The following is a 22,960-nucleotide window of genomic DNA, read 5'->3' as shown; positions in this document are numbered from 1 at the left end:
AGGTATCGGTCTCGTCAGATAGCGTCGAGTCGGCCAGTGCACCAGTCAGCTGACGTCCGAACGCGGGCGAATGCCTGCGATCTGAGAGGCGACATCGTTGTGACTATGCGTGCCGTTCGTCCTGTTGTCGTGGGCGTCGACGGTTCGGCGGCCTCGTTCGCCGCGGTTCGTTGGGCAGCCGTGACAGCCGCCCGGCGTTACGCGCCGTTGCATCTGGTCCACGCGATCGGCGTCCCAGCCGACGCTGTGCCCGTGTTGGGCCGGTTACTGTTCGACACGAGCGGATTGCGCAAGGTGGGCGATTCCGCGCTCAGCGCGGGACGCAGCATCGTGCAGGAGGCCGCCGGACCCGTCGGCGTGACCGCGGTCGAAACCTTTGTCGAGTCGGCTTCTCCGGTACCCGCGCTGGTCGGTCGATCCGCAGCCGCCCAGCTTCTGGTGGTCGGCGCCCGCGGGCTCGGCGCCTTCGAGCGGGTGATGCTCGGATCGGTCGGAATCGGGCTGATCAGGCATGCCAGATGCCCCGTGGCAGTCGTGCCCGATGTCGAAGAATCGGTTCCGCGTGCGCCACACTGCCCGGTTGTGGTCGGCGTGGACGGGTCGCGCTGCAGTGAACTCGCTGTCGGGATGGCTTTCGACGAGGCGTCGACACGGCAAGCCGGACTCGTAGCGGTGACCACCTGGTCGCGCCGTGACCCACTCGCCGATGCGCAGGAACGAGCGAGCGCGTTGCTGGAGGAGACATTGGCGGGCTTCACGCGAAAGTACCCCGAGGTCGGTGTCCGCCATGTAGTCACCGAGGGATCTCCCGCCCAGCGGCTCCTACAGGAGTCCCGCAAAGCACAGTTGATCGTGCTCGGCAGCCGAGGGCGCGGAGGCGTCGTGGGCGCGGCCCTCGGATCGGTCAGCCAGACAGTACTCCAGGAAAGCCTCATTCCGGTCCTCATCGCCACACGTCGGCAGTGACTCCGCCGGACGCGAACCGTAGCGGGTGACAGTCGGCGGCAACGGCACACCTCACCGCGACGCTCTGGCCTGGACTTGACGGCTGTTCACACCGGGACAGACGCTCCGACGCGGACTGCGTTGCCGACGGTGAGGAATCGTGGCCCTGCTGCTGGCCGGATCGCTACATCAGTTCGCGTATATGTCGGCCATGGTCTTCCAGGCGCGCGCCGCCGTACCGGGCGCGGGATTCGACTCCGCGGAGCCGTTCATCGCAGGGGCTTTCGTAGGCGCGGCCGCTCTTCTTCTGTACCACTGTGCCTGAGGGCCGACACGGCACCCTGACCTCGCCGCATCCGATGGCCGGTGACCCGTCAACGCGTGAAATCGGCTTCCGCCGCATCGCAGGAAGGCAGTGGGCCTCGCGGATCGAACGGCCGTCCGCCAGGTATGGCCAAGTCACTGCGCAGCAAGGTGCGCGAGCAAATGCGGAAAGGCCGACGAATCACCCGTCTGCCCCGGACTTACGAGCCAGCGGTAGTCCGTGCCCATCGACGATCTGGTGGATCTTGGTCGACAGGCGGCGGCGGTCGGAAGAGCTTCGAGGACGCCTCGTGCCACGAGCAGCACCGCCACGACACCGCACAGTGAGACGAGTGAGTACAGCTGGGTGCGGGCGCCCATCGCGTCGGCGATCGTGGTTCGACTGCCAGAACAGCTCACCGGGAATCCGTGCAGTAACCCGGACGTGAGGTGGTCGCGCCGAGAGCCGCGAGTTCGGTGTTCGCCTCCACACGGTCGCCGTGCCGCGCCGCGAAAGCCCGGGCAGTCAAGACACAATCGGAGAATCCGACCACCGCGATACCGATCGCGGGAAGGATCAGAGCGGTTACGTCGGTCATCGTGACTGTGCCCGAGCCGGGCGCCGGAATCCCAGTGGGAATCGCGCCGATCAACCGGATACCAAAACGATCCAACGAGAACACCGTGACCACCGCGGTCGCCGGCAATACCGCGATCAACGGGCCCGGCGTGCGAGGAGCGCGCCACGCCAGCAGCAGAAGCCCGGCCAGCACGGTCGCCGCGAGCCAGAAAGTCACCCAATGCCAGTGGTCCAGGTTATCGGCGAATGAACGCGTTTCCGCGAGAATGGATTCGCCTTCTACCGGTACACCGGTCACCGCCCCGAGCTGACCGACGATCATGATCCCGGCGGTTCCCGCGAGATACCCCACCAAGACCGGTTTCGACAACAGGTCCGCCAGCACCCCCAACCGAACGGCCGCACCGGCCAGAGCCAGCACACCGACCAGCAGCGCGAGCACAGCCGCCAGCGCGGCGTACCGCTGCGGGTCGCCCATCGCCAGCGGAGCCAGCGCGACCGCGGTCAGCAGCGCGGTGGTCGACTCCGGCCCGACCGACAGCTGCCGCGACGTCGCCAGCAGGGTGTAGACCGCCAGCGGTCCGATCGCCGCCCACAGGCCCGCCACAGGCGGCAGCCCAGCGATGGTCGCATACGGCATGTCTTGCGGAATCAGATAAGCGGCCCCAGTGACACCCGCGAGCAGGTCCGGCCGCAGCCACGCCCGCTGATAACCCTTGAACTGCTCCAGTCCCGGAAACAAACGTGCCAGCACCGTTCCAGCATCACCTCCCCACCGCTCCTGAGTCGGCCGAGATCGGACTTGTGACGGCAACGCCACCAGTACAGGGCGGAAATTCCATGGCGATGGTCGCTTCGACCCTGTACCAACGCCGACGAACCTCCCTGGTTGCCGGGCTCGGCCGCACGCGGTATGGGGAACGGCTGTGCCGGTAGGGCTATTCTCTCGCCGATCATCTCTCGCCGATCAGCCAGTGGGCTTTCTCGTCGAAGACACGACCGGCCCCCTCCCTCCCGGAGAACTGGACTGCGCGCGTGTCTGGGCAGGACGGATTGCGCATACCGAACTCGACCGGATCACGCACCACACGTGACGTGCCAGCAAGCGCGAACTCCCACCACATGTCCACGCACTACCGGACGGGACCAGCGCGTCCGCATGACGACCCTGCCGCGAGACCGGCCCTTCGGAGCGCACCGTATGCCAACCGGCCCAGGGGCGAGATCCCGAAACACGACCCGCTGCAGGCCAGGGTTCCGAACAAGCCCTGGGACGTCGATCTCGGACCGGGCGCCCGAGTGTGTGGCCGAAGGCCCTCGGAATTCGGGACCAACGCCAGACGTCTGTGGGCGCGCCGGTTCCTACGCTTCGAGTACAGGAACTGCACTCTCCAAAGGGGTTACCACCATGTCCGCCTCTTCTCCGGACAATCCGCACCACTTGGCATCGGCTCCGGTTGTCGTCGGCATCGACGGTTCGGAAACTTCCGATCCGGCCGTGTGCTGGGCCGCCGAGACAGCCGCTCGGCGTGGACGCGGGCTGTTGATCGTCCACGGCCTCGACCTGGCGGCCAGCCAGGCCATCTTCGGCATGTACGACCTGATGATCCCCGCTGTCGCCCAGCGACTGCGAGAAGAAGGCGCCGCCCGATTGGCCTGTTCGGCACGGTTGGCCCGCCGCGTCGATCCGGGACTGCGCGTCGACACCGAGTTGTCGCCTGCCCACCCGGCCACCGTCCTCATCGAGCACTCCGCATCCGCGCACCTGATGGTGCTCGGCGCCGGGCGAGGCGGCGAACTCGCCCACATCGGATCGACACTGCTCGCGGTCACCGCACACGGCCACGGCGGCATCGTGGTCGTGCACGACACCGGCAGTGAGCAACGCACGCGCACCGACGGACCCGTCGTCGTCGGAGTGGACGGCAGCCCCGCCGCCGAAGCCGCGGTCGGTGCCGCATTCGCCGAGGCCGACCTCCGCGGGGCTTCGTTGGTCGCAGTGCATGTCGCCACCGACTTCGCCTTCCATTCCAGTGCCACCGAACTCCTTCCGGCCCGCGAGCTGGAGACCGCCGCACAACTTCTGCTCGCCGAGCAACTCGCGGGTTGGCAGGAGAAGTATCCCGCGGTCGAAGTCACTCGCGAGGTCGCCGTCGCCCGGCCATACAACCTGCTCACCGCATGGTCGAAGTCCGCGCAACTGCTCGTGGTCGGCAGCCGGGGGCGCGGCGGATTCCGCGGTCTGCTGCTCGGCTCCGTCAGCAATTCCCTTGTCCAGCATGCTCACTGCCCGGTCATGGTCGCCCACCAAGCGTAGAGAAAGCGAAAAACATGTCTGACGATATCAATTCCCCCGTCCTCGTCGGCGTCGACGGGTCCGACTCCGCGCTGGCCGCCGTGCGCTTCGCAGCGACCGCCGCGGCCCGCCGCCACGCGCCACTGCACATCATCGAATCGATTCCCGTGCCCGCCGATTTCGGACCGGGCGTCGCACTGGAGCAGATCGACTACGACAGTTACCGCAGGCAGGCGAAGGCGGCACTGATGGCCGCGCGAGATGCCGCCGCGACAGCGGCCGGCCCCATCGGTGAACTGGAGATCAGCACTGAGCTCGCCGAAGCGCCTCCGATCCCGGTCTTGCGCGACCGATCGAAGTCCGCGCGGTTGCTCGTGGTCGGCACCCATGGTCTGGGCGCTTTCAGCCGCAGCATCCTGGGTTCGGTGAGCACGGCACTGGCCCGGCACGCCGCCTGCCCGGTCGCCGTGGTGCCCATCGACGCCGAGCGTGCCGACGGCCCAGTGGTCGTGGGCGTGGACGGCTCGGCGTGCGGTGCGCGTGCGGTCGAGATCGCCTTCTACGAAGCGGACCACCGCGGTGCCGAGGTGGTCGCGGTCCATACCTGGTCGGAGTTCTTCCGCTATGCCTCGCGCGCCGAGATGCAGAGCGAAGGCGAGGAAGCGCTCGCTGAGAGCCTGGCCGGGTTCGGCGAGCAGTACCCGCAGGTGCGGGTTCGGCGCGTCGTGGTCGAAGATCGCCCCGCCAGACGCTTGCTCGCCGAGGGCGCCAACGCACAGCTGATCGTCGTCGGCAGTCACGGCCGTGGCGGTTTCGCGGGAATGACTCTCGGTTCGGTGAGCCAGGCGGTGCTGCACGGGGCCACGGTGCCCGTGATCATCGCCAGGTCGCAGAGCTGACCGCCGCACCCGACGCGACCGAGTCATCCCGGGGACGTCGGAATCGAGTTCATCAGCCGGACCGTGTCGCCGGGCGCCAGGCGTGCGGTCTGGTCCCGGCAGGTGATGTCGATCGGCCCGACGCGCCGGGATCCGAGCTGATCTCGATGCCGTTCCCGCTGACTCGCACGGTCAGCCGGTGGCCGCGATAGATAACCGGGAACGACAGGGCACCCAGTGAGACGGGCCAGTACGGGCAGAAGACCAAGCGGTCCTGGCGCGTCCGGTGAACTGTGAGCGTTCCTGTCCGGTGCCGGCCGGACGGTGATGTAAGAAGGCGTCGAACAGTTCCGTCCAGGCCGCGGCGTGGATCGACGCACCATCGGTCACCACACCATCCATATCGAAGATCACCGCGTCGTGCCTGCGAGCATCGATCAGCGGTCCGGCCGCAGCAGCTATCTCCACACATCCAGCCTGAACGCGCTGATAACTCCCGTCCAGTGGCCGAGGTCCCGCAACAGCTGTCCCGGAAAGGACCGCCTGCGGTGCAATTCGGGACCTACGACTCCTCCGGGGCATCGGTACGGATGCCTACCGTGACGGTATGAACCAGCAACCGACCGGGGAAACCATCGAGAAGGCCGTCCTGCTCGCCGGCCGGGCGCCATCGCTGCACAACAGCCAACCCTGGCACTGGAGCTTCGACGGCCACATCCTGCGGCTGTTCGCCGTGCCCGAACGCATGCTCCCGGCGACGGACACATCCGGCAGACAGATGCTCATCAGCTGCGGCATCGCCCTGGACCATCTGCGCGCCGCGATGGCCGCCGCGGGCTGGCGAGTCCATGTCGCCCACTTCCCCGACCCGAACCGCTGCGAGCACTTGGCCAACATCACCTTCGAACCAGCCCGGATCATCACCGAAGCCGACCGCGCCCGCGCCGACGCCATCCTGCGACGGCACACCGACCGGCTCCCGTTCCGATCGCCCACCGGATGGCCCGACTTCGAATACGTGCTGCGGTCGACCTTCGATCCCTCCGACGCCACACTCGATGTACTGGGCGACGAAAGCCGTCCCGCTTTGGCCCGCGCCTCGGAGATGAGCGCTGCGCTGCGCCGCTACGACGCCGGCTACCACGCCGAACTGCAATGGTGGACCGGACATACCATCGCCGACGCAGGGATCCCGAGCGAAGCGTTGATCTCCCGAGAGGAACGGCAGCGAGTGGCCGTGGGTCGCGAGTTTCCCACCACTGCCACCGGCAACCGGCGCGGCGAGGTCCCCGAGGACCATTCGGTGATCCTCGTGCTCTCCACCGACCGCGACACACCCGAGGACCTGTTGCGCTGCGGTGAAGTGCTGTCCACTGTGTTACTGGAATGCGCCCTCGCCGGATTCGCGACGTGCCCGCTGACCCATCTCACAGAAATGCCAGGCGCCCGATCGGTCGTGCGCGGGTTGATCGGCCCGAGTGGCCACTCCGGCCTCCCGCAAGTCCTCATCCGCGTGGGTATCGCCTCCGAGTCCGATCGGAACACGCCCGCGACCCCGCGCCGCCCGCTCAGCGACATCCTCGCCATGCCCGAAATCGACCCGACGCAGTGATCCAGACCCGCATCCAGGCTATCCAACCCGTCCAGGCGGGATCGATGCCTTGCTTCCACCCAGCCGCGCGAACAGGCAGTGTGAGATGACAACCCATTCGACCTTCAGAGGCAGACCCCGCCAGGAACAGTCTCGAGATGTCCAGCCGCTGGCGGTCCCGGCGATGCTGATCGCCTCGGTGATGCTGGTCGGAGCGCTCGTAGGGCTGACCATGCTGCCGGGCTGGGCGCACGACTACGGGCCGGAGTTGGTGTATTCCGCTCTTCTCATCTACCTCGGTCTCGCGCTGCAGCTGTGGTGGTGGGGCCTCACACTCTGGCGTACTCGCGCGAATTCGAAGAGAGATAGCACGTCATGAACACGACATCTGCCGCCATCATCCCCCCGATAGCCCGCACGCTGAGCAAAAGTCGGCTGCACACCAAGCTTTCGACTTGGGGAGCCGCGGGTGAAGAGATCGCGCGTGTGATGCCCGGCGACGATCTGCTTGTCGAGGCCGACATCGTCTCGACTCGCGCAATCACCATCCGCACGGGCACCGCCGCGATCTGGCCTTGGCTGGTCCAGATGGGCCCGGGCAGGGGCGGCGCGTACACCTACGACTGGATCGAGAACCTGCTGGGCCTCGATATGCACAGCGCCCAGCAGATCCTGCCCCAATTCCAAAACCTCACGGTCGGTGACACCTTCGCTCTCGGCACGTCGGGGCCCCGTATGCGAGTGGCGCTTCTCGATCCTGAACGTGCTTTGGTGTTCGCCTCCAAGGACGGACGTTGGGTATGGGCGTTCGGCCTCTACCCGATGGGCGAGACCACCCGGCTGGTCAGCCGCAACCGCATCGCTCTGACCGGCGCATCTCAGCTCACTCGCCTGTTCTACCTGCTCGTGATGGAACCGGGCAGTCTGCTCATGGAGCGGAAGATGCTGCTGGGAATCAAACAGCGCGCGGAACGACTCGGACAGCAGCGCCAGTCAGCGATGTGACCAAGACCCTGCCCGGCGGGCGCAAAGGCCGCGCTACATCGATGACTACGACGACTTCGGCCACTCCCCGGGGTGACCACCCTCAGTCGCGCTCGGTTATACCACCCGCCTCGAACCATGCCACGGAATCGAGAGTCTCAGTAACCGGCGTCGCGGCGGCGGAATCCGACCGATCCCACGACCAGAAGGGCCACCGTCGGCACCGTGATCACGAGCATGTCGGCGGCGGTGACGGTTTGGAGAGGCACCTTGGGAATATGTGCGAAGGGCGAAGCGTCGTCGAACCAGGCGGGCAGATCGAATGCCGCCGTGAAGAGCGCTGCCACAGCGCAGTACGCGAACACAGCCCATGCCAACGGCACAGCATTTACCCTCATCGTTCGCTGCGTCGTTGTGCTCGCGTAAGAAGCGAAAGTCACCACCGGGCAGTCCTTCTGACTATGCACCGGACTCGATTCGAGGCTGATCGAGCGGATCGACGAATTCGAACACCGAAATCGGACAAGGATCCAGACTCTGGCGCCTCAACTGCTGGGCCTGCTCGGTTGCGCCTGATTGAGCGCCGCGAAGATCGTGTCCGAGACCGCCGGCTACCGGTCAGTGCGCTCTGGTGGTGCTGAGCAAGATCTTCAGCAGGCCTTCGGGATTGTCCCGCATGAGGTTGTGCCCACCATCGAGCGAATACGTCGTCCAGGCGGGTTCTCGGCTCAGGCGCGCGTGAACGGTGGTGAACGGCGAAGGAGTTTCCCATCCGGCGGCGTAGACGTAGGTGCGGCTGCGGATGTGGGCGAGATGGCCGGTGAGCTTCAGTGGCTGTAGCACCGAGGCCAGGGGATGCGGTGTCGCACGGGGGTCGAAGAACGGGAGCGGGCGGACTGCATCGCCGGTGTCCACCACGTCCAGATACCACCGATGCTCCTGCTCCGAGGCGAGATCCCAGCAGGAATCACCATGGTCGGGCACCATGGCGTCCACGTACACCAGTGACGTGACTCGATCCGGCGAGCGGTCCGCTGCCCCGGTGATCACCATGCCGCCGTAGCTGTGGCCGACCAACACCGCCTCGTGCACGTTCTCGGCCGCCAACACTGCGGTGACATCCTCGATATGGGTGTCCAGGTTCACGACCGTGTGGCGCAGGTGGCTTCGTTCGCCCACACCGGTCAGCGTCAACGGAAGTACCCGATGTCCTTGTTCGCGCAGCTCATCGGTGAGGTTCTCGAAACACCATCCGCCGTGGCACATGCCAGGAATCAGGACGAAGGTTGTCATGGGTGTTCGTTCTCCTTCTGGGTGGGATCGGGAAGAGATTGCGTCGCCGCGAGGATGGATGCGACGGCGCAGAGCAGCACAGTCCACAGCACGGGCGCGGTGGTGCCGAGGCGATCGGCGAGCGCGCCGGCGGCCCACGGCCCGAGCGTCTGCCCGGCCGCGAAAACGACGGTGCAGGCGGCGAGTGTGGGGGTCCAGTCCGCTGCCGGGGTGTGTTTCTTGACAATGGCGGTGACAACGGCAGGAACAGTCATGAACGTGGCCCCGAATACAGCTGAAGAGACCAGTGCGACAGCGGCATTCGAGGAGATCAGAGCGAGCGCCGCGCCACCGCCGAGCGCGGCCAGTACCCCGGCGAGCACCCGGTGGCCGGGCCGGCGCGCGATCGGCCGACGCCACAGCGCGGGTCCGATGATCACCGCGAGCCCCAGGGTAATCCACACCCCCATGACCTGAATGGTCGGCGCCGACCGGTCGAGCAGGTACGCGGACAGGAATGTGATGTAGGTGATGTGGAGGAACTCGTCGTCGAGCAAGTGCGCGCCGAGCCGCCACTATCCGAGCCGCCCACGCGCGGTGGCACACAGCATCAGGCGGCAAGCGGATGTGGTGCCGGTTGCGGTGCTCATTGCGGCAGGGCGGGGACCTCCGCTGGTAGTGCACTTCCGTCCTCAGGGTCTAGCGCGGTAGTACTACCCACAAGAGCAGGACCTTCGCCCCTGTGCAGCCGCAGCTGTCAGGGCGCACGCTCGTGGCAGGACAAACCAGAGGAGGCGTCAGTGGACTACCAGGTGGCCTTGGTCGAGTCGGCGCCGGAGGCGGTGCTGCGGGTGCCACGCGAGGTCCGACCGGATCTCCTGGGCGAGGACATCGTCGAAGGCATGCGAGAGGCGACCCGTATCGTGCAGCGTGCCGGGCTGACCGCCAGCGGCGCGCCGACGATCACATTCCACGACGAAATGCCCGCAGACGAGGCGATCGCGGTGGAATTCGGCGTCCCGGTGGAGCCCGCGCCCAACCTCGGACCGAGTTACGGCGCGCAGGTAGTCGTAATGGCCGGAACCTTGGTCGCCCGCACCTGCCACCGCGGTAGCTACCACAACCTGAGTGCGGCCTATCAGGCGCTACGGCAGTGGATGCGCGATGGCGGCTACCGCCCGATCGGACCGCCGACCGAGGCTTACCTGATAGGCCCGGACGAGGTCACCGATCCCCGGAGTCTACTGACCGAGATCCGCGTGCCGGTCGCGCCGGCCACAACCATCGCGGTCCGTCTCGACGTACCGTTCGGCGTCGCTGTCGAACGTACCAAGGAAGCATTGCGACACCACGGGCTCATCGTGACGGCCGAGGTCGACGTCCAGGCCATGCTGCGGGAGAACACCGGCGAGGACATCGAGGACTACTGGATTGTGAACGTCTGCGCTCCACGACTGGCATATCGGGCGCTGGTCACCGACCGGCAGGCCGGCCTGGTGATGTCCTCCAGTGTGGTCATGCGCTCGGTCGAGAACGGCACAGTGGTCGAGGTGATCGATCCCGATGTACTGGTCCATATCATCGCCCGCGCGCAACTGCGCTCGGTCGCCGGTGACGTGCGGCGGCGGCTGGCCGCCGCCTTGGACAGCCTGCGAGCCGAGGCGCCGGCGTCTACCTGACCGGCCTGATCGAGGTGCGTCGGGGGCTTCCTCGTAGGCGACTTCGATGGCGGGCACGTTGCTTACGGCGTCGTCCTGTCCGAGAAGAACTGGATTTACCAGCGGAGACGGCGCCGGGGGCACGGAAAATCTCGCCCCCATCATGGCCGGGATATCGACGGACCTGAGCAGCCGGCGGCGTTGCGAATGCACGGCCCGACTCGAGACTCGATGAGACGGGTGAAGCGGTCACCGGTCACCTGCGAAGGAGACTGATCCGTCCGGGAACTCCGCTCGTTGCGTAATCTCGACGCAAAACTCTTACCGGATTGGACAACCGATGATCACGGTGTTTCTGGTCGACGATCATGAGATCGTGCGCCGCGGCTTGGCTGATCTGCTCTCGGCGGATCCGGAGTTGTCGGTCGTCGGTGAGGCGGGTGATGTCGCCCAGGCCCTCGCTCGTATCCCGGCGCTGCGGCCGGACGTCGCCGTGCTCGACGTGCGCCTGCCCGATGGCAACGGAATCGAACTGTGCCGCGACCTGCTGTCGAAGCTCGACGGCCTGCGCTGCCTCATCCTTACGTCGTTCACCGACGAACAAGCCATGCTCGACGCCATCCTGGCCGGGGCCAGCGGTTACGTGGTCAAGGACATCAAAGGCATGGAGCTGGCCAAGGCCATCAAAGAAGTCGGCGCGGGCCGCTCCCTGCTGGACAACCGCGCCGCCGCCGCTCTGATGCAACGGCTGCGCATGAACACCCAGCAGGACGGACCTCTGGCCGGGCTTACAGACCAGGAGCGCAAGCTTCTCGATCTGCTCGGTGAAGGACTGACCAACCGGCAGATCGCCGAACGCATGTTCCTGGCCGAGAAGACGGTCAAGAACTATGTCTCCCGATTGCTGGCCAAACTCGGTCTCGAACGGCGAACTCAGGCGGCCGTCTACGTGTCGAAACTGCGGTCACAGCGGTCCGGCCCCGACGCCGGCTACTGAACACTGGATCGCCCTGCAACACCTCCGCCACCACCGGCCGGCCGATAGGTTGTCAGCTGACGAACGGCAACTACTGGTAGCCATGACGGCGATCATCGGGCACCTGTATCGCAAACCGCAGGCCGACTATAGGCCTCTCGAAAGCGGAGTTCCCATACCGCGATCGCGATCACCGGGAGATCGCAGGCTAGGCTCAGGTGAGCGAACCGCACGCGACCAGCGCGGATCCCTTCGCCGAGCAGGTAATGGCAGCGAACGTACGGCACAGGCCCCTGTCATGGGGCCGCGGACACCGATGCGAGTCCCACTCGGAACCGTGGTCCCACGGACATTCCGTAATCTCGAGGCAAGTGTAGCTTCGCAGTTACTACTCGAGCTCGGGTCGAACGTCGCATCTGAGCTGCGAGAAGCACCCTGCCAATCCGCCCGGTCCTGATGATCGGCTGTGAGCGGAACCGACTGCTCGATCATGGGAGAATGCAGTCCATGGAGGGCCAGCAGTTCACGCCCAGGTCCAACGGCCGGGCTTCGGTGACGGAGACCTTGTCGCAGTTGCGGCTTCGTGAGCTGCTCATCGAGGTGCAGGACCGGATCGCGCAGATCGTCGACGTACGCGATCGAATGGACCGGCTCATCGAAGCCATGCTGGTGGTCACCGCCGGACTCGACCTCGACAACACCTTGCGCACCATCGTGCACACCGCCATCGAGCTCGTCGACGCCGGGTACGGCGCCCTCGGTGTCCGCGAAACCGATGAAGCCAGCAATCAGCTGGCCGAGTTCGTCTACGAAGGGATCGATGACCGCACCCGCGTCATGATCGGCGACCTACCCCGCGGGCACGGCGTACTCGGATTGCTTATCGAAGAACCCAAACCGCTACGACTGGCCAGAATCGCCGACCACCCCGCCTCGGTGGGTTTTCCCGCACACCACCCGCCCATGCACACCTTCCTCGGTGTGCCGGTCAAAGTCCGCGAGGAAGTCTTCGGCAACCTTTACTTGACCGAAAAGGCAGATGGGCAAGAGTTCACCGATGACGACGAGGTAGTGGTTCAAGCGTTGGCCGCTGCGGCAGGCATCGCCATCGAGAACGCTCGTCTTTACGAACAATCTCGAATCCGGCAACAATGGCTCGAAGCTATTCGCGACGTAGCAACGGAGCTCCTGGCCGGTGGCGAACCGGAGGAAGTCCTGCAACTTGTCGCCGAGCGCGCACTGACGCTGACCGACTCCGCGATCACATTCCTCGCTTTGCCCGAGGATCCGGACATTCCCCACGATGAAGTGACCGAGCTTCTGGTCACCGCCGCCGCCGGGCCGAGTTCGGAAGCGATGAACGGCTTGTTTGTGGGTGTCGAGGGGTCGCATGCGGGCAACGCATTCCGGACAGGACAGCCCGTCTCCGTCGATGAACTGCGGGATGGGACGTTCGCCGAGATGGTGCCCGAGACCGGACCTGTCTTGATCATTCCGCTGCGTGCGCGTGGCTCGGTGATCGGCGTCCTCGGCTCTCTGCGGCCGACGGGAGCGGCACCGCTGGATACCGCCACCCAGGCCATGATGGCGGCCTTCGCCGACCAGGCGGCCGTGGCGCTGCAATTAGCCGACACCCAGCGGCGGATGCGTGAACTCGACGTTCTCTCCGACCGCGACCGCATCGCCCGCGGCCTGCACGACCATGTGATCCAGCGGCTTTTCGCGGTGGGCCTGTCCCTGCAGGGCACAGCGCAGCGGGCACGTGCTCCCGAGGTCAAGTCCCGGCTGATAGACACGATCGACGACGTGCAAAGCATCGTTCAGGACATCCGCCACTCGATCTTCGATCTGCAGAGTAATTCGGCGGCGGACTCGTCGAAGTATCGGAAATACCTGCATGGCATCGTGGTCGATATGACCGCTGAGACCGGCCTTCGGACCACCATCCGGCTCGCCGGCCCGGTCACCGTGCTGACACCACCCCTGTCCGACGACGTCGAAGCCGTGCTGCGGGAGGCGGTGAGCAACGTGGTCCGACATGCGGCCGCGAACACCGTAGCGGTCGAATTGCAGATCAACGACGACGTCACGATCGAAGTGGCAGACGACGGCGCGGGCATTCCGGAAGACATTGCCCGCCGCAGCGGACTGGCGAACCTGGCGGCACGGGCGGAGAATGCCGGCGGCAGCTTCAGCCTGACGAACCGGCCCGAGGGCGGTACCGTGCTGCGCTGGTCCGCGCCACTGCCGTGATTGGGATTGCTCGGCCCGAAGCTCTAGTGCCGACAGGCTGTGGACTCGAGCATCGTCTCCCTCGCGATGCTTGTCGGAAGGGTCATTCGTAGCGGTCCGGTAGTCGCAGGGTACTCACCGACCGACCCCGGGCCCGAGACGGCCGATCGACTCCTCGGTCGATGACCAAAGCCAGCTGTCGTGGACAACGCCGCTTCCTACGCTATCGAAGAGACTTCCCGGAACCGAAGGGCATCGCCATGACTGACCAGCATGACGTGCATCCGCACACCCTCGCCGACGCGGCCATAGTCGTCGGCACCGACGGCACTGCCCCGGCCACCGCCGCTGTCCGTTGGGCAGCCCGGACGGCGGCGCATCGCTGCCGCCGTCTGCTGATCGTGCACGGAATCGATTTCGCCGCGACTCGCGCGGCACTCGGCAGCTATGACGTGATGGTGCCCACGGTCAGCGAGACGCTGCGCGCGCGAGGAGCGGAACTTCTCGTCGAAGCCGCAGGGCAGGCACGCGCGGAGGCGCCCGCGATGCCCATCGCCACGGAACTCTTCGAACAGAACGCGGCACAGTCGCTGGTTGCGCTGTCGACGCACGCGCACCTGGTGGTCCTCGGTGCCACACCGGGCGTCGGAACTGTCGCTCATCTCGGATCTACGCTGCTCGCGGTGACCGCACACGCCCATGGCGCCACCGTGGTGGTGCGGGGCGATAGGCAGGCCGGCGATACCGGGCCGGTTGTCGTAGGGGTCGACGGCAGTGAAGTCGGGGAAGCCGCCATCGCCGCCGCGTTCAGCGAAGCGGCCGAGCGCGGCGCCGAACTTATCGCTGTCCATGCATGGAGCGACCTCTCGGCCGGGGAGTTCGCCGGAACGTCCTACCTCAAAACTGCGAAATCGGCGAGCACGCGCTGTTGGCCGAGCGGCTCGCGGGCTGGCAGGAAAAGTATCCGGATGTCAGCGTGGTCCGCAAGGTCTATCCGACCGGCCCACGTGAGCGCCTGAACGAGTGGTCGAAGCAGGCGCAACTGGTCGTGGTAGGAAGCCGCGGCCGTGGCGGTTTCCGTGGCCTGCTCCTCGGTTCCACCAGCAACTGGCTCATACAGCACGCCGACTGCCCAGTCATGGTCGTCCACCCGAGCTGACCGATCGCCAACCTGCGACTGGCATCCTCAAAGCCATATGAGCAGGGTGGCCGGATCGAGCATGCCTCGGTAACAAATCGCGGTCTTGTCGCATCGGGTGGTGATGGCCCGATACTGCTCGAGCGGGATGAAGCAGCGTTCGACCACATTGCGGCGCCGGTACGCAGTCCGATCGAAGGTCGGTGGACGACCACCAGCACTGCCCCGACGGCGACGGTTGGCCTGCTGATCGCTGCGTAAGGGGATCGTGGTGTGATATGACGCTGTCGAAGGTGCCCGCGGATCGCTTGGGTCGAATAGCCCTTGTCTGCCGACACCCGCCCGAGTCGACGGCCGACTCCGACCCGGTGGTGACATCCAGATCCCGGCCAGGGCCTGGGTGAACATGGTGTAGGCGTTGACATTGCCAGCAGCAACGGCTCGACGATCCGCTACTGTCCTTCGGTCAACTCGTGCCTACGCACCACGACCGAGAATCAAGCACATCAATCACGCCAGCTTCGAGGACGGATTCTTGTGCCACCCGGGCTAGTTGGGGAAGCAACTCAGTACTCGGCCGGGTTACTGCCGTAGCGCGCCACGACCACCGCTACCTCGTGGTCGGTCACGACGAGACCGGCGACGCCGCGCTCACAGTATGACCCCGGATGGACCGTCGACGTCACTCACAGTTGGTTGACTTTCGATGAGCCTGATGCCGGAGACGATAGCCGGCTCGATCGTGATGACACTGTCCATCACCCCTTCGACCCATGGCCGAAGCAACTGCTCGTATCGCGCAATTCGCTCCGCATCGGTAACCGTATGCGCCAGCCCCGTCACCGAGACCGACCAGCCAACGCGAAGGATCGGGTCGATGTCGTCGGCGGCGTATGTGACTACCACCGGAGAATTGCCGCTTACGGCGCCGGCGAGCCGGGAGGTGAGACGAGTACGAATTACGATCAGCCCACGATCGACCAGGTGATTCACCGGACGTATTGCGGGTAATGCGTTGCGCGTGTACACGACTCGGCCGAGCGGAGTGGACGCCAGCAGGCGTAGCGCCTCGGCGCGGTCGAGATCCACCACATCCCGCGGCGCGGCGCCTTTTGTTCCTGGCTCGATCACGACAACCCTTTCGCCGCACCGTCGGATTCGGAAACCGCAGGCATGACAACCGCTAGGTCCCCGTCGTACCTGCGGTACACCAGGTGCCCACGGTGGCTGCGAGGATCGGTGTAGAACAGAAACGGAAGGCCGTATCGGCAGAGCCGAGCGGCGGCCTCTTCGTCGGTCAGCCACGGTGCGGGCTGCGGCTGCACGGTGAACATCGGTGCTGCTGTAGTCCGTTGGAGTAGCAGCTGATGTTGCCGGGCCACCCGCACCCCGAGCGGTCCCGCCCAGAAGACGATCGCGTCCTCACCAGTGTGGTCATCGACGAACAGGTGAGCGTCGTAGTCCATCGCGTCCATGATCGCGGCGGCCTCGGCCGGGTTGGTGCAGATCGGGTCGCATACTTTGCGTCGCACGATCGGCCGCTGTCGGGACACCAGCGCAAGTGGCGGACGAGCGGGGTCGGGCCAGTGCCGGGATCCTCCTTGCCCGGCCAGCCGGGTCAACTGCTGATCGAGTCGCCCAGCTGCGAAGGCGGCGACGAATCCGCGCGGGCCGCTGATCTGAACCCGGGTCGGCACATCGAGAAATCGGACGTTGACCTGCACGAGGGCTGGCTCCCCCGTGCCCCTGCAAGGACAGACGAACTCGCGCCGTTGTGGTGATGTCGTGGCGTCCCAGCACTCCGGTCAGCACGCGCGCCAACCGAGCCGTTTCACAATCCACCATCTTCCCACGTGTCTCGATCGCTATCACTGGATCGATCGGGGGCGACAGCGGCTCGATCATTGACATGGGCCGGCCTCGCTTTCTCGGGTGTTCGAAGTCAGCTCTCATGCCATCAAGGGCAACCGGTCGGCCCATAGAGCAAAAAGTCCATGAGGCAGGGGCCCATATCCCCGCCTCTGGACCATCCGGCACCTGGGATATGCGCGCATGTAGAAAGTTCCGGTGCACGCAACTCGGTGCCCATACCGGCCGATGAGGGCGGCAGCTGCGGAGTGGTGGCGGTCGACATCGGTGTCAGGGAATGGCTCGATGCGGCATCCACCGCTCCGGTCGGCAGCAGGGCCGCGGCATTCGGCACCAAAGCCGCCACTCCGCCCTGGCTGCCCGGGTCGGCCGCGCGCGGCGTGGGGAGACGGTTGCGCCGATCGGATTACGAGCTTGCCGCCGATCCGATGGATTTCCTCGTCACCGACATCGCCGGCCCCCTTGCCGACGGCGAATTGGAACGAGCCCGGACATGGGCGCAACGGCTGGCGACCGCCGAACTCCACCGGGCCGCGCACCGCACCTGATGCCCACAAGCCGATCGGAGAAATCACCCCGTGGAATGGCGCTCGATGACACGGACGACAAGGCATCCCTTACCCGGCGGATTCACCGACGTGGACCCGCCGCAGAATCGGTCGATCGAACCCGGTCACCGATCAGCGGTCCGAACTACCAGACGGCACGACTGGGGACTCCGTAGTCTGTTGGTGACCAGACGAAGGAGTTGTCCATGGTGAAGGTGTTCCTGGTCGACGATCACGAGATCGTCCGCCGCGGCGTCGCGGACCTCGTCGACCTCGAGCCCGACCTGGACGTCGTCGGCGAAGCGGGCAGCTACTCCCAGGCACTGGCCCGCATTCCTGCGCTCCGCCCCGACATCGCTGTGCTGGACGTGCGGTTACCCGACGGCAACGGAATCGAGCTGTGCCGCGAACTACTCGCGGCCGATCTGGACCTGCGCTGCCTGATCCTCACCTCCTTCACCGACGAACAGGCCAAGCTCGATGCCATTCTGGCCGGGGCCAGCGGGTACGTCGTCAAAGACATCAAAAGCCTTGAACTCATCGATGCCATCCGCGTCGTCGGCGCCGGTCGATCGCTGCTGGACGACCGTGGGGCCCCCGCGCTCAGGGCCAAGCTCCGAGCCGAGGCGCAGAGCAGCCCACTCGCCGGACTCACCGATCAGGAACGCATCCTTCTCGGGTTACTCGGCGAAGGATTGACCAACCGGCAGATCGCTGGTCGAATGTTCCTGGCGGAGAAGACCGTCAAGAACTACGTCTCGCGACTGCTGACCAAACTCGGCGTCGAACGCCGCACTCAAGCCGCAGTACTCGCCTCGAAGCTGCAACAGCCGGAAAGACTATCTTGACAGGCCCCCGCTTGTTTCCGCGTCGCTGCGCCGCTACGACGCCGGATACCGCGCCGAATTGCAATGGTGGACCGGGCGCACCGTCGCCGGAGCCGGCATTGCTCAGGAAGTCCTGATCTCCCAGAGCAACAGCGACTCACGATAAACCGCCCGTTCCCCACACGTGGCAACGCAGCGAGACCACCGCCGACCGATCGGTGATCCTGGTGCTGTCGTGCGACAGCGACGCCGCGGAGGACTCGGTGCCCTGCGGTGAGGTGGTGTCCACCGTCCTGCTGGAATGCGCACTCGCCGGGTTCGCCACCTGCCCGCTGACACATCTGACCGAGATGCCGCGCAGCCGCGCCATCGTCCGTGAGCTCACCGTGCACTCCAGCCTGCCGCAAGTCCTAATCCGGGCCGGTATCGCGCCCGAAGCCGCCGAGCAAACTCCCGAGACTCCACGCCGTCCACTCACCGAGATTCTCGACATGCGCGTACCCGAGACATCGGTGCCTCAGTACACCGGAGCCCAAGCTGTCGGTCTTCTCGATGCAGAACACCTACCGGCTGGTGAGCCGCGTCGCTGCACGCTGACCGCCACCGCGGCACATCCGCCTATCGCTCGTGATCGAATCGAGCGTCCGCTGAGGGGAACTGAGGATTGTGTTTCTCGGCAGCAAGCGACGTCTGGAGTCGGCAGCGTGGAGTGCGGATGCCTGGGTGACCAACGGCCCTGTCGTGCGGGCGGAAGGCCCGTTTCCGAGGGCTGCCGCTTGGGGGAAGACTCGAGAGATGACCACCCACGATGATGCACCTGCCCTTTCGGTACCCGATCGGTCGACGATCCTGGCCGCGGTGCGGCTGGCTGCTCGCGCGCCTTCGGTGCACAACACCCAGCCGTGGCGCTGGGTTTTCGACGGCACCCGCCTGCACCTGTACACCGACGGCGACCGGCTGCTGCCCTCCACCGATCCACTCGGCAGACAGTTGGTGATCAGCTGCGGAGCCGTGCTGCACCACCTACGCACCGCCTTCGCCGACCAGGGCTGGCACACCGACACCGTCCGCGTACCCGACCCGCAACGATCAGACCATCTGGCGGCGATCGAGTTCCGGCCGTGGCCGGATCCGCCCACCGGTGTCCACACCCGCGCGCTGGCCATCGACCAGCGGCGCACCGACCGGCTGCCGATGACCGAACCGGAGGGTTTTGCCGACCTCCTGCCCCACATACGCATGCTCAGCTCACCGCATGAGGTACAACTGGACGTGCTCGATGAAACCGCCCGACCGCGCCTGGCCGCCGCGTCGGCGCAAGCGGGCGCCCTGCGCCATGACGACCTGCTGTATCGGACCGAACTGGAGTGGTGGGCCGGACACCCCGACACACCCGAGGGTGTGCCGCCCTCCGCGCTGGTATCCGACGCGGAATTCGCCCGCGTCGGCGTCGGACGCGTCTTCCCCTCCGCCCCGCATTCGATGCGCCGCGCGCAACTTGAAGATCGTGCGCGCTTGGTGGTGCTCAGCACGCACGCCGACTCCGTGCCCTGCTGGCTGCACACCGGCGAGGCCTTGTCGGCGGTCCTGCTCGAATGCACCGCCGCCGGACTGGCGAGCTGTGCGCTGACCGACATCACCGAGCTCCCGACCGGCCGGACGCTGCTCACCAGCCTGATTCCCCGCACAGCCACACCGCAGGTGGTGATCCGTATCGGGACCGCGCCCGACGACAGCGACACGATCCCACCCACGCCCCGCAGACCGATCACTGACATTTTCACCGTCACCGGACCTCACTGATGCCGGCACCTGGTCCCGCCCCGACTGTGCCTAGAGGTTGAACGCCCCACCGATCATCGGTCCGTACACCGGTCTGAACTTCGCGGATGCGGTGATCGAGGCATGCTTCGAGGAGAAAGCAGGGATCGCGCTGCGGCGCCGTTGTTCGCTCCGCCGACGCGGTCACCACCTGATCCCGTGGTGGTGAAGCACTTCACTCTTGTGACTGACCGCCGGTGGCGGCAGGGCCGGTACGGGTACGTCGCGCCGTTGCAAGACGAACAAGGCGCGGCCCCGCAGCCACCGTACCGCCATGCGGACGGCCGGAAACTACGTTGGCTCATGTATGTTCGGCCAGGGTACCGGTTTCGCGACCTTGCCGGCATCTTGGTAGTCGACAGACCTTCATCGCGGCCGAGGTCGACCGATACGGCATCATCGCGCCCAGCGGGTCCGCCCAGCCGCGACCGACGCCTCGGACGGACGTTCCATGCCACAGACAGCGCGACATGTGCTCAACTCTGTGACCGGGCGGGTAATTCGCCGCTGGTCGGTCTCCCATCCATCGTCCGCATATGCGCTGTCGGCTGTGGGGTCCCACGGGATCCGGGGCGGGCAGCGGGGCCGCTTTGTCGGGCTGTCCGCGACGGCGCCCTGTCGACGTAGTTCACTGCTCACATCGCCGTTGCGGCTGCCTCGCTGAGACGAGAGGTCGACGCTGGCGGCGATGGTTCGGCCCCGTCGATCATCGCGGCGGCGACGAGGTCGGGGCCGAACCCGTCAACTGGACCTACTGTGGCTGATCCAGCGGCATTCGGATCACTTGGCGAGAGCCTTGCCGCCATTCGGAGCCACTGCGAACCATGTCCCCCCGACGCCCTGGCCGAGCAGATCCCCTGGCTTCTTGTCTTTCGAGAAGAAGTACACCGGCCAGCCGCCGAGGGTGATTTGGCATGTGCCGTCGGCCCGTTCGATGAACCCGACGAGCTGTGGGTCGACTCCCGACGCGTAGACCGATTGGTCGCGGGAAACGGTCAGCGGCGGCCATGTCACGGCACATTGCCCGGCGCAGTTGGACGCCGACGGCTTCGCGGTGTCCTTGTCGAACCGGTATAGCGACCGGCCCGTCCCGTCCGACACGTACTGCCCGACACTGGGATCGCTGGTCACATCGAGCTGCACCGCATTCGCAGTCCCGGCCGGGGCTGCTCCGACGTAGATCTTCAGCCAGCCCTGCGTCTTCGCGACCGCGGGAGCCTGCCCCGCAGCGGGCGCCAGCGCGGCGGTCACCGTGGTCGACGATGCCGGCTCCGCCGCCGGAACAGGTCGCCCGTCATCGCCACCACAGGCGCTCAGCAGCCCTGCGAATACGACCACGGTGGCTGCGACCGGCACAGCGGCACGCTGGAATCTTTTGGCCGAGGTCATCTTTCGGTCCCTTTCGTCGCTGTTCAGCGAGGCGCACACTGCATCTCGTCACCTGTACTACGAACTGTCGCGACCATAGGTTCATTCGGTGCGCCGCCCCTGCGGTGTGCGCTGCGTCATAGCTGCGGGGCCGAGGTGCCCTCGCGGACCTGCCACCCTGTCGATCGACTACTCGGCCGTCGGCGTCCACCCGTGGCGGTAGTGGAAGCCGCGCTGCCCAAATCCTGGCCCTCTGCAAGCAGGCCTCGGCGTTCGATGGGACGTCGACAAGCTTCGAGTGCTTCCGCGTCCCGCGCTGCACCGGTGAGGTCGCACGCATCATGTCCGTGCTCACCACCGAGCTGCCTGGGATCCGGCTGCACGGGCTTGGGGTCAAGACCACCGGCCTGAGCCGCTACGGGGCGCTGCTGTCGAGTGCGGACTCGATGGCCTGGTCCTACTGTGCGCCGCGAACGCCCGCTGCCCCGCCGCAGCCCGACGTGCGGATCCACCCCGGCGGAATGCTGGTGGACTATGGTCCGTTTACGGGATTGGTTGACATAGATACTACTGAGAGATGGGGCTCGACCGTGGAACTGGGACTCACGACATTCGCCGCGCTGTATCCGGTCGGCGATCGGCCCGCACCGACTGCGGGCGAGCGCCTGCGCGAGGTGGTCGAGGATGCCGTCGCCACTGAGCGGGCCGGGCTCGACGTCTACGGTGTCGGCGAACGCCATCGAAAGGACTTTGCCGATCCGCGCCCGCCGTCGTGCTGGCCGCGATCGCGGCCCGTACCGAACGGATCCGGCTGACCAGCGCGGTGACCGTGCTGAGCTCCGGCGACCGGTACGTGCGTACCAGGATTTCGCGACGCTGGACGGGCTCTCGAACGGCCGCGCGGAACTGATGGCCAGGCGCGGTTCCTTCACCGAGTCGTTCCCGCTGTTCGGCTATGACCTGTCCGACTACGACGCATTGTTCGAGGAGAACTGGCGCTGCTGCTGCACCTGCGCGAGGACCGGCCGGTCACCTGGTCCGGCCGATTCCGGGCGCCGCTGCGCGAGACCACCGTGTACCCGCGCACCGACAACCGGCCGCTCCCGGTCTGGATCGCGGCGGGCGGCAGCCCCGAATCGGTGGTGCGCGCCGGACTGCTCGGCCTGCCGCTTGCCATCGCGATCATCGATGGCCAGGCCGCCCGCTTCGAGCCGCTGGTCGAGTTGTAGCACCGCGTGCTCGCCGAGGGCGGGCACGAGCGGCGGCCGGTGGCGGTGCATGCGCACGGCTATATCGCCGACACCGACGAGGAAGCCATCCTCGATTTCTACGAGCCGTACGCGCGTGCCATGAGCATCATCGGCCGCGACCGCGGCTCGGCCGATGACCCGCGCCCAGTTTCGACGGCCTGCGCTCGAAGGAGGGTTCGCTGTTCGTCGGCACGCCGGACTATGTCGCCGAAGAGGTGGCCGACATCCGCGACACCCTCGGGCTCGATCGGTTCGTGTTGCACACCAGCGTTGGCACGCTGCCACACGAGAAGGTCCTGCACAACATCGAGTTGCTCGGCGCGAAGGTGGCCCCGCAGGTCCGGTGCCCCCTGGTGCGGGCCGGTCGGCCCGGCCGACTCACCCGCATCAGGTCGGCTCGGCCGATCCGGAACACTCCCGCGAC

Annotated in this window: 26 protein-coding genes and 1 pseudogene; 17 read left to right on the top strand and 10 right to left on the bottom strand. The window is 66.4% G+C overall.

The window, feature by feature from the left end:
- Positions 1–105: 105 nt before the first annotated feature.
- Both M8859_RS30910 and M8859_RS30905 read left to right on the top strand, forming a co-directional pair.
- A complete protein-coding gene (locus M8859_RS30910; protein ID WP_195140895.1) occupies positions 106–966 on the top strand; it encodes a universal stress protein in 861 nt (286 codons plus the stop codon).
- Between the two features lie 139 nt (positions 967–1,105).
- Positions 1,106–1,270 (top strand): hypothetical protein, encoded by a 165-nt coding sequence (locus M8859_RS30905; RefSeq protein WP_195140894.1) that lies wholly within the window; start codon positions 1,106–1,108, stop codon positions 1,268–1,270.
- A 134-nt stretch (positions 1,271–1,404) separates the two neighbouring features.
- On the opposite strand, the gene M8859_RS37055 is transcribed toward M8859_RS30905, so the two are convergent.
- The gene (locus M8859_RS37055; protein ID WP_195140893.1) at positions 1,405–1,668 is read right to left on the bottom strand and encodes a SulP family inorganic anion transporter; all 264 of its coding nucleotides are present in this window, start codon (positions 1,666–1,668) and stop codon (positions 1,405–1,407) included.
- Positions 1,665–2,582: a SulP family inorganic anion transporter gene (locus M8859_RS30900; RefSeq protein WP_308221240.1), complete on the bottom strand. Its 918-nt coding sequence runs from the start codon at positions 2,580–2,582 to the stop codon at positions 1,665–1,667. Before M8859_RS30900 ends, M8859_RS37055 begins: the two co-directional genes overlap by 4 nt.
- A 654-nt stretch (positions 2,583–3,236) precedes the next feature.
- On the opposite strand from M8859_RS30900, the gene M8859_RS30895 reads away from it, so the two are divergent.
- On the top strand, positions 3,237–4,145 hold the full coding sequence (locus M8859_RS30895) for a universal stress protein (protein ID WP_249645324.1): 909 nt from the start codon (positions 3,237–3,239) through the stop codon (positions 4,143–4,145).
- Positions 4,146–4,159: 14 nt separating this feature from the next.
- Positions 4,160–5,023: a universal stress protein gene (locus M8859_RS30890; protein WP_195140890.1), complete on the top strand. Its 864-nt coding sequence runs from the start codon at positions 4,160–4,162 to the stop codon at positions 5,021–5,023.
- Positions 5,024–5,075: 52 nt separating this feature from the next.
- Here the strand turns inward: M8859_RS30890 and M8859_RS37795 are convergent, their stop codons facing one another.
- Positions 5,076–5,474, bottom strand: a complete 399-nt coding sequence (locus M8859_RS37795) for a glycosyl hydrolase family 65 domain-containing protein (protein WP_372492956.1) — start codon at positions 5,472–5,474, stop codon at positions 5,076–5,078.
- Positions 5,475–5,609: 135 nt separating this feature from the next.
- On the opposite strand from M8859_RS37795, the gene M8859_RS30885 reads away from it, so the two are divergent.
- The 3 genes from M8859_RS30885 (at position 5,610) to M8859_RS30875 (ending at position 7,598) form a co-directional block, all read left to right on the top strand.
- On the top strand, positions 5,610–6,614 hold the full coding sequence (locus M8859_RS30885; RefSeq protein ID WP_249645323.1) for an Acg family FMN-binding oxidoreductase: 1,005 nt from the start codon (positions 5,610–5,612) through the stop codon (positions 6,612–6,614).
- Between the two features lie 85 nt (positions 6,615–6,699).
- Entirely contained in the window at positions 6,700–6,972 is a 273-nt protein-coding gene (locus tag M8859_RS30880) for a hypothetical protein (RefSeq protein WP_249645322.1), read from the top strand.
- Positions 6,973–7,082: 110 nt separating this feature from the next.
- A complete protein-coding gene (locus M8859_RS30875; RefSeq protein ID WP_249645321.1) occupies positions 7,083–7,598 on the top strand; it encodes an SRPBCC family protein in 516 nt (171 codons plus the stop codon).
- Between the two features lie 137 nt (positions 7,599–7,735).
- On the opposite strand, the gene M8859_RS30870 is transcribed toward M8859_RS30875, so the two are convergent.
- The 3 genes from M8859_RS30870 to M8859_RS30860 form a co-directional block, all read right to left on the bottom strand.
- The gene (locus tag M8859_RS30870; protein ID WP_195140885.1) at positions 7,736–8,020 is read right to left on the bottom strand and encodes an efflux permease Rv1217c-related protein; all 285 of its coding nucleotides are present in this window, start codon (positions 8,018–8,020) and stop codon (positions 7,736–7,738) included.
- 175 nt (positions 8,021–8,195) lie between these two features.
- Positions 8,196–8,870 (bottom strand): alpha/beta fold hydrolase, encoded by a 675-nt coding sequence (locus M8859_RS30865; RefSeq protein ID WP_195140884.1) that lies wholly within the window; start codon positions 8,868–8,870, stop codon positions 8,196–8,198.
- The gene (locus M8859_RS30860; protein WP_249645320.1) at positions 8,867–9,406 is read right to left on the bottom strand and encodes a YbfB/YjiJ family MFS transporter; all 540 of its coding nucleotides are present in this window, start codon (positions 9,404–9,406) and stop codon (positions 8,867–8,869) included. The genes M8859_RS30865 and M8859_RS30860 overlap by 4 nt, the downstream gene beginning before the upstream one ends.
- Before the next feature lie 243 nt (positions 9,407–9,649).
- On the opposite strand from M8859_RS30860, the gene M8859_RS30855 reads away from it, so the two are divergent.
- The 5 genes from M8859_RS30855 to M8859_RS37380 all read left to right on the top strand — a co-directional run bounded on the left by M8859_RS30855 (position 9,650) and on the right by M8859_RS37380 (position 14,874).
- Complete coding sequence (locus tag M8859_RS30855; protein ID WP_249645319.1) at positions 9,650–10,528, top strand: DUF302 domain-containing protein; 879 nt, start codon at positions 9,650–9,652, stop codon at positions 10,526–10,528.
- A 319-nt stretch (positions 10,529–10,847) separates the two neighbouring features.
- Positions 10,848–11,504: a response regulator gene (locus tag M8859_RS30850; RefSeq protein WP_195140881.1), complete on the top strand. Its 657-nt coding sequence runs from the start codon at positions 10,848–10,850 to the stop codon at positions 11,502–11,504.
- 486 nt (positions 11,505–11,990) lie between these two features.
- Positions 11,991–13,736 (top strand): GAF domain-containing sensor histidine kinase, encoded by a 1,746-nt coding sequence (locus M8859_RS30845; RefSeq protein WP_195140928.1) that lies wholly within the window; start codon positions 11,991–11,993, stop codon positions 13,734–13,736.
- A gap of 239 nt (positions 13,737–13,975) precedes the next feature.
- Positions 13,976–14,734 (top strand): universal stress protein, encoded by a 759-nt coding sequence (locus M8859_RS30840; RefSeq protein WP_308221239.1) that lies wholly within the window; start codon positions 13,976–13,978, stop codon positions 14,732–14,734.
- On the top strand, positions 14,692–14,874 hold the full coding sequence (locus M8859_RS37380) for a universal stress protein (RefSeq protein WP_308221238.1): 183 nt from the start codon (positions 14,692–14,694) through the stop codon (positions 14,872–14,874). Before M8859_RS30840 ends, M8859_RS37380 begins: the two co-directional genes overlap by 43 nt.
- Before the next feature lie 630 nt (positions 14,875–15,504).
- Here M8859_RS37380 and M8859_RS30830 read toward each other — a convergent pair.
- Both M8859_RS30830 and M8859_RS30825 read right to left on the bottom strand, forming a co-directional pair.
- A complete protein-coding gene (locus M8859_RS30830; protein ID WP_195141107.1) occupies positions 15,505–15,981 on the bottom strand; it encodes a pyridoxamine 5'-phosphate oxidase family protein in 477 nt (158 codons plus the stop codon).
- A complete protein-coding gene (locus M8859_RS30825) occupies positions 15,981–16,577 on the bottom strand; it encodes a sigma 54 modulation/S30EA ribosomal C-terminal domain-containing protein (RefSeq protein WP_249645318.1) in 597 nt (198 codons plus the stop codon). The genes M8859_RS30830 and M8859_RS30825 overlap by 1 nt, the downstream gene beginning before the upstream one ends.
- Before the next feature lie 357 nt (positions 16,578–16,934).
- Between M8859_RS30825 and M8859_RS30820 the strand changes: the two genes are divergently transcribed.
- Together M8859_RS30820 and M8859_RS30815 are read left to right on the top strand one after the other, a co-directional pair.
- On the top strand, positions 16,935–17,270 hold the full coding sequence (locus M8859_RS30820; RefSeq protein ID WP_249645317.1) for a hypothetical protein: 336 nt from the start codon (positions 16,935–16,937) through the stop codon (positions 17,268–17,270).
- A gap of 206 nt (positions 17,271–17,476) precedes the next feature.
- Positions 17,477–18,118, top strand: coding sequence for a response regulator (locus M8859_RS30815; protein WP_195141103.1), 642 nt, complete (start codon positions 17,477–17,479; stop codon positions 18,116–18,118).
- 136 nt (positions 18,119–18,254) lie between these two features.
- On the opposite strand, the gene M8859_RS30810 is transcribed toward M8859_RS30815, so the two are convergent.
- Positions 18,255–18,482, bottom strand: coding sequence for a hypothetical protein (locus tag M8859_RS30810; protein WP_249645316.1), 228 nt, complete (start codon positions 18,480–18,482; stop codon positions 18,255–18,257).
- 410 nt (positions 18,483–18,892) lie between these two features.
- Between M8859_RS30810 and M8859_RS30805 the strand changes: the two genes are divergently transcribed.
- Positions 18,893–19,900 carry an Acg family FMN-binding oxidoreductase gene (locus M8859_RS30805; protein WP_249645315.1) on the top strand — a complete coding sequence of 336 codons (1,008 nt, stop codon included), beginning with the start codon at positions 18,893–18,895 and terminating at the stop codon, positions 19,898–19,900.
- Between the two features lie 798 nt (positions 19,901–20,698).
- Here M8859_RS30805 and M8859_RS30800 read toward each other — a convergent pair.
- Positions 20,699–21,169 (bottom strand): hypothetical protein, encoded by a 471-nt coding sequence (locus M8859_RS30800; RefSeq protein ID WP_236565664.1) that lies wholly within the window; start codon positions 21,167–21,169, stop codon positions 20,699–20,701.
- A gap of 260 nt (positions 21,170–21,429) precedes the next feature.
- Here M8859_RS30800 and M8859_RS37790 point away from each other — a divergent pair, with 260 nt between their 5' ends.
- Positions 21,430–22,101, top strand: a complete 672-nt coding sequence (locus tag M8859_RS37790) for a deazapurine DNA modification protein DpdA family protein (RefSeq protein ID WP_443678230.1) — start codon at positions 21,430–21,432, stop codon at positions 22,099–22,101.
- Positions 22,059–22,515, top strand: a pseudogene (locus M8859_RS37785) (LLM class flavin-dependent oxidoreductase). Before M8859_RS37790 ends, M8859_RS37785 begins: the two are co-directional and overlap by 43 nt.
- The last annotated feature ends 445 nt before the right edge of the window (positions 22,516–22,960 follow it).

The organism is Nocardia sputi (assembly GCF_023501985.1).
Note: the sequence above shows the minus strand (reverse complement) of the source record. Positions and strands in the feature narration are given on the sequence as shown.